Here is a 7,372-nt window from a genome sequence, read left to right as displayed (position 1 = left end):
CCTCCGCTTTTGCGGAGGCCCGTCCCTCTTCGGGTATGTTCTTCGATTTAAGTATATTTATCTCTGAATCTTTTAGTTAACTCATTAAATTCCGCTATTTATTCAAAATCTTAACATTGTCTATATGCACAGTTGTACCGCCTAGGCTGGAGCAGTAGAACCCAATGTCCAGATAGCCTGTTGTAACGGTGATATCCGTCTCAACCAGCCTCCACCCTGTTCCTGCATAAGGCATATCAACATAGATGCTGTCGCCTCCATAACCAGTGACCTCCATGCGTCCAATGTCTGGAGCCGTATTGGAAACCTTTATCCAGGCTTGAACGGTATAGGTTCCATTCGGGAGGTTGATTCCCTGGTGGATGCTCTGCTGGTATGCACTGTTGCTGTAGAAGTAAACCCGCTTATCGCCGGCATATGGGGACTCTGGCGGATTTGTGCCAGATCCGGAGTCTACTCCATAGGCCACTGCCTGACCATCAGGGTGCCACTCTGTCCAGGCGCTGCTCTGTGAGGTGTCCCGCTCGAATCCGCCATTGTCTACCAAGGGGACCGAAATTGTGGCGTCGGGCTCTGTCTTCACTGACAGCTTGTCCAGATTTACATTGCCGGAGTTGCTGCTGTCGTAACGCAGCGCAACGACATTCCGGCCTTCATCAAGCTCCAGCGTCTGGGTAAGCTCCTGCCACTCGTTCCAGTTTCCGCCGATACTTCCAAAAGAGATTGTCTCTATATAGGAACCGTTGACATACAGATTCAGGTCTTTCGTGGCCTGGGTGCCATTGCAGTAACGGATAGATGCCTCATAGCTTCCGTCCTTGGGAACCGTAATCTCAAACTCAGCGCCCGCACCGGCGGAAGTCATCCCGTCAACAAAGCCGCTTCCGCTGTAATTCCAGTGATCCTGATTTGTGCCGGCGGTGCCGTAGAGCGCGGCGTTCTCGGCCTCTGCGGTGATCACTTCCGGATAGAACGGCACGGTGCAAGAATCCAAGTTGACATAGCCGGTGTCTCCGCTGGCATCCTCATGCTTAAGAGTGATGATGTTGTTTCCTGCCGCCAGCGGAAGCTGCATCAGGCAATCCGCCCAGGTGTCCCAGTGTCCGGTGGAGGGCATTATGGTTTTGCCGATATAAGCCCCATTGACATAGACCGACAGAGACCGCTCTGCTGCATCGCCATTGGCGTACCGGAAGGTGACGTCATAATCACCCGCATTGGCCACCTTAGCATAGAAGGTAACGCCGGCGCCAGCGGCTTCCAGCTTGTCGACAAACCCCGCTCCGGAGTAGCCGGAGTGATTCTGGTTCACAGAGGCCTGCGTGTCTGTAGAAGCGCCAAAAAGGGAAGCATACTCCGCTTCGTAGGTCTGGCCATCCGCATCGACGGGGCTGCTGCCTTCGAGCGTGTAAGTGCTGTTGCTGTCAGAAGCGGCATAGGCCTTGATATAGGTTACATCCCCATACACATCCTTGCCCACTGTCCAGCCTTCTCCAGGCGCCGCTAACAGCGCATTATAGTCATCATAATAGGGCAGGCTCCCGTTGCTGGTAACCTCGGTAGCCGCCTGGCCATGGACGGCCAAGTAATAGTAGTCCAATCCGGAGTTGTGGCTTCCATCGACTGCACCGATCTTCACTTCGGTATTTCCGGTACCTTGCGCGGAGATTTCCTGTGTGAAATACACGCCGTCCTCATAGTCATAGGTTTCTCCATCGTCATCATAATAGCGGAAGCTGGTCTCCCGGCCGCTCGGGAAGATGTCTACCGTCACATGATCCACAGTTTCCTGTCCGACATAGTCCTGCACGTCCTGCTTCGGAATAATGGCGCCTTCTTTGATAAACATCGGAATGTCGGTCCAAGACTCGCTATTGAGGCTGTAGGGAATATACTGGCCGCCCTCATAAACAGTGCCGCGATTATAGTCAATCCAGGTGCCTTCCGGCAGATAGATCCACTTCACGGATTGACCACGTTCTGTGATAGGGGCAACGAGCAGCCACTCTCCAAACATCCAGGCATCGGAGTAGTCAGCCACGTTTTCGTCGTCGGGATAGTCGAACAGCAGGGGATACACCAGCCCCAAACCGGAGTCATAGGCCTCCCGCTCATAAGAATACATGTACGGGATCAGGGAATACCGCTGCTGAATGGCGGACTTGGTCACTTCTTCCGCCGTTGTACCAAAGTGCCAAGGCTGGCGCTGTTGATGATTTGTTCCATGGACGCGGAAAACCGGACTCATAGAAGCGAATTGCAGCCATCTGGTGTAGAGCTCCGGACTGGGGTTTTCAATGTTCCCGGAGTTCTGGTTGAAGCCGCCGCCATCGCTGCCCCACTTGGGCTGCCCGTTATTGATGGTGGACAGCATCGCAACCTTTTGCTCATTTAGTCCAGCCGCCCAAGATACCCGTTCTCCCTTGTAGAACTGGGTTGCCACGTCACCGGACCAGATGCTGGTGGCATACCTCTGCGTACCAGGATAGTAATTGCGTGCAGTCTGCCAAACACGGACGCTGTCATCGGTATATTCCCGCTGCCCTTCATACATGGCCTGAGAAATAAAGGCGGTGGTAAAGTTGCCAAACCAGTAATCTGCACCATTTGAGGAGACCTTGTCCGTCTCATCGTTCCACCATCCAACGATGCCCCGATCGAAAGCATCCTGGGAGTGGAGCCACCACCAGTTCCGTTCCGCTGCTTTGTAGGGATCAATGCTGCGCACAGTCACAGGCAGGAAGTAGTCTGTGTATTCATAGTGGCCCGGATAGAAGTAGTCTCCGGCCTCTGCGTCCACACCTTGTTCAGTCGGTGTTCCGTCAGAGAGCTTGGTCACCACACGGGGCTTGGTGATGCCAATCATCTTAATACCCTTGGATTCCATATCCTCCCTTAGCTGCGTGGAGGCCGCAGAGGGGAAGTTATCCGTATTCCAGGTGAATTCCCCGTAATTATCATCGCCATAACGTTTCCAGTCGTAATCAAAAGCATAGCCATCAATCGGAATATTCTTGGCCCGGTACAGCTCTACCATTTCATAGAACTCGTCTTCGTCGATATCCCACTCAAAGTTGGAGAATCCCAAAGACCACTTTGGCATCATGGGAGATGTCCCTGTGATTTTGGAGAAGCCGGCCATAATCTCCTTCGGCTCTCCCAGCATGATGAAATATTCTACGTCTTCTTTCTCGTAGCGGCGGCCCTCCGCCGGCGTTCCCCCATAATAGAATTCCATCTTGCGGTCGGTGGAGTTTGTATAGGGATAGCCGCCGTCAGAGTCCACCAGAATACCATATCCGGCAGTTGACCACATAAATGGGCCGCCGGAATTTCCCTGCTGCCCTGCTGCGGCCGTAGAGCTGTTGTCGTTCCGCAGAAGGTTCCCATTATCGCTGAAGCAGTCAAATCCATGAATACCATACATATTGCTGGATTCAGCGCGTACGAAGCGCACCCCGTCGTGGTAGATGCCTCCGCTCTCTGGTTCCCAGAACAGCGTAGTTCCGTCGGCCTGCATCACCGTCATGCGGCATGGCGTACGGCTGATTTCAATGCGCATGCCGTCTGTCTGGATCACAATGGGATCGCCGGTAATGTCGATTTCCGTTGCCGTAGTGGTATCCCAAGTAAGCTCAGGGTCAATAATCGGGGTGTCTGGGCTGGGTTCCACAGACTCTGGCTGGTAATCTACCCGAAGGATATTGTCTTGGCATACTTCCAACGTAAGCAGATCTGACGCGCTCCCGCCGCTGTCAATCGTCAGTAAAAGCGTATTTCCATCTACTGCGGCGTCCGTCACATTTCCGAGCGCCTCCGATGCGGCCGAAGCAATCGGAAGACCCGCAAACAGGGTACCCAGCATAGCGACCGTCAGCAAGAGGGCAAGCAGCCGTTTTCTTATCGTTCGCATACAGTTCCTCCTTAATAAGACAACAGGGAGGTGCATAGGGAAGCCCCATGCACCTCCCTGTGTTGGTTCAAGTCGTCACTGATTCCGAAGTGAGATACAGTCTAGGTTGATTCCGGCGAAGTTCCCCGCCTGATAGGAAATTGTAATTGTATTTTGCCCCGACACCAATTCGACAGGAACAGATACTGTGTTCCAGCTATCCCAGTCTTGCGTTTTCGGCAGATCGAGCACTATGGACTCTCCGTTTACAAGCAGAGTCCGCTGGGCCGCCTCAGTCCCTGCAGAGTAGCGGACGTCCAGCAGAGCGGTGTCGCCGTCAGAGTTCACAGTAAATGTGACCGCACAGCCTTCAGAGGCAAACTGGTCCACAAACCCCTCACCATAATAGCCTTCGTGATCTGTGTTTACGGCTACATTGGCCTGCTCCGCATGTTCCGCTTCATAGGGAGCCTGATAGATCCCCTCAATCTCAATTTCAGAAGCGTCACCGGCGGCGGTCTTGATATAGACCAGCTTCTCGCTGCTGCTGTAGTAATAGGCCGTCTGAGCAGCTTGGAATTCATCCAAAGTAGCAGCACGCTGGATGGCCTGCCCGTTGACCGTGACACCAGTCGGCTCCGTGCCGAACACTTGCGTAGTGACCGGAATAGCGGCAGCGGGGATAGAGACGGATACCGAGCTGTTCTTAAAGTCCTCGCTGGCGCTTACGGTCATCGTGGACCGGTCGCTGTGGACAAGTGTATAGCTACTATCACCCTTCGGGTATACCCGGAAAGTCAGATTCGTGTAGTTGTCCACATCGTTGCCGATGGAGCCGCCCAATTCATAATCTTCGTTGAGATTCATGGGAATAATGCTCCCATTGCGAACGTAGACAGGGATAGAATCTACATCGCAGTAGTAATTCTTTGTGCCGCCTCCGGCGGTGAGAGCGTTGTGGAAGAAATCAATCCACTCGCCTTCGGGCAGATAGATTTCCTTTACGGTCTGCCCCTCTTCGAGGACAGGTGCCACAAGAAGCGACCGGCCAAACATATACTGCTCTTCTAAGTCGTAGGCTTCCGGATCCTCCGGGAAGTCGATCATCATGGCACGCATCAGCGGGGTGCCATCCTCTGTGCACTGCTGTGCCTCACTATAAATATAGGGCAGAATGTTCATTCTGGTATTCACATAATACCGGAACGTGGGGATGATGGTATCATCTCCGGTGCGCTCCTGCACATTCCAGGGACTGCGTTCCTCGCTGGGGCTGGGATTTGCCTTCTCGCTATGGAACTGCATGATAGGCGCAAACGCCGCTGCCTGGGTGCTGCGCTTGTACAGCTCTGCGGTTGGGAAATCGCCGGTGAATCCAGCCAGATCCCATCCCCAGAATGGGATGCCAGAGATACCAGCACTTAAACCGGCGCTGATCGAATCTTGAAGCGCATCAAAGGTGGAAGACTGATCGCCAGCCCAGAATACGCCGGTGGACTGGACGCCTGCGGTGCCGGCGCGGCTGAAGGTCATACCGGTACCGGTGTTTTCCTCTGTAAAGTCGTAATACGCTTCGATATAGGCATTCGGATACTCATTGCGCATTTCCAGGCCATCGCTTCCGTCGTAGAAGGAGGTATTGCGGCCCCAGACCATTTCACCGCCATCGGTCTTGAAGCCATCAATTCCAATATCATCGAACAGGTAAGCACGCTTAGACATCCACCAGTCCACCGCGTCCGGATTGGTGAAGTCCAAAAGCAGGCTATTGCCGAACCACCCGGAGGATGGGATACGGTATTGGCCTCCCTCGCCGTCTCCGACGGCGTAGCCTTGCTCAATCATGTATGCCTCGTCATTGTCCTTCTGCTCCCAGGCATAATCGGTGTATTTGAGCACAGGAATCTGCCACAGCAGCACCTTCATCCCATTGTCATGGATGGTATCCACCATAGAGGCGGGATCAGGCCATTTCTCGCTGTAGGTAAAGTCACTGCCGGAAAACGCCTCTCCGCCCGGCTTCGCCGTATAGGTGCTGTCATTGAAGATATAGAAGGTGTTTTCGTCGCTCCACTGTTCCAAGACCACTACAGAGGCCGGAATGTCATAGGCCTCTGCGTTTTCTACGGCCGAAAGCACCTCGGACTGTCTATCCCACTCATTGGCGGACATCCAAAGCCCAAATGCCCATTTGGGCATATCCTGGGGCTTCCCACTAAGCTCGGAATAGCCGCCAATCACCTCTTCCGGCGTTCCGCTGATAATATAATAATCCAGCACAGGATCATCACCAGAGGTATTCACGGTAAAGGTATACTGGTTCGGATCGCTGTCTGCCATATCGAACTGAGCGTAATAGGTGGAATCAAGATACAAGCCGTATCCCTTGCTGGAATAGAAAAACGGTACGGCCAGATAGCTTCTTTCGCCCTGATTCTGGTACTGGTTATAAACGTAAATATCCACCGTTTCTCCACGCTTTTCAATTCCGTTATAACGCTCCCCAAATCCGTAAAACTTTTCACTGGAAGGCGATTCATACCTGCCACGGAAATTTTTCACGAAGCCGGCGCCATCCGTCAGCCAGGATAGCTCGCTACCAGTGCCTCCGTTCTGTGTCAGAAGTTTGCCGGTATCCAAATCCCGCACTTCCACGCCATAAGGCGACTTTGTAACCGTCACTTCAAGTGCGCTGGTGGAAATAATGATGCTATTGCTGTCCTCTTCAATACTGTAGTCAGCAGCCCCTGCCTCGAAGGCCACATCTCCCAGCGGGGAAAACTGGAAGCGCAGGACATCAGCAGATGGGAAGCTGAGCCCCAGCTTAGGCGTAGAATCCCCTTGGTCAGACGTTACATTCAGAACAACAAGGCCATCTTCCTGTGAACCGAGTTCTACAGACTGCGCCCTTTCCCATTCCACTACGTGGAAAGAGAACGGGCCAATAGACTGCGTGTTCTGCCCATCTTTGTCTGCAAAGACGGTATACTCAATAACATCACCCTTTTCAAAAGGACCAATAGCAGCCTCCCAATAGCTGTTGTTTCCGCTGTTGTACTTCCATTCTGCGCCGATATCCGGTTGGGGCTCCCCATTCTTCGTATAGGTGAGCCACACTGACTGTCCTGCCTCCACCGGCCATGTTGTGCTCTTGATATAAATCATCTCACCGGCGATGGGAGTCAGAGGGTATATCTCGGTGGGTTCATGGTCATAGAGATCATCAATGCCATAGGGATTGTGCCATATTCCGTCCAGGGCGAATGCCGGGGTAACCAAAGAAAAACATAGAAGCAATGCTATACAGACTCGAAAAATCTTTTTCAATGCGCAATCCTCCCTTTTTCTTTCGGTAAAACGGTCTGCTTCAGAGTTCCATCGCTCACCTCCTCTGGGTGCGGCTTGTCCGGGCGGTTCTACAAATCGGCGGAGAGCAATGCCCTTAGTACATCAGGTTCTTCTCGGTCTCAGGGTCAAAGA

General features: G+C 53.0%; 2 protein-coding genes. Both read right to left on the bottom strand.

Annotated features, from left to right (window positions below; all coding sequences use genetic code 11):
* Nucleotides 1–94: 94 nt before the first annotated feature.
* Entirely contained in the window at nucleotides 95–3,913 is a 3,819-nt protein-coding gene (locus HMPREF0372_RS00115; protein WP_007487826.1) for a TIM-barrel domain-containing protein, read from the bottom strand.
* 75 nt (nucleotides 3,914–3,988) lie between these two features.
* Complete coding sequence (locus HMPREF0372_RS00110) at nucleotides 3,989–7,219, bottom strand: TIM-barrel domain-containing protein (protein ID WP_009257885.1); 3,231 nt, start codon at nucleotides 7,217–7,219, stop codon at nucleotides 3,989–3,991.
* Between the last annotated feature and the right edge of the window lie 153 nt (nucleotides 7,220–7,372).

The organism is Flavonifractor plautii ATCC 29863 (assembly GCF_000239295.1).
GTDB lineage: Bacteria > Bacillota > Clostridia > Oscillospirales > Oscillospiraceae > Flavonifractor > Flavonifractor plautii.
This window is presented reverse-complemented; position numbering and strand designations above follow the sequence as displayed.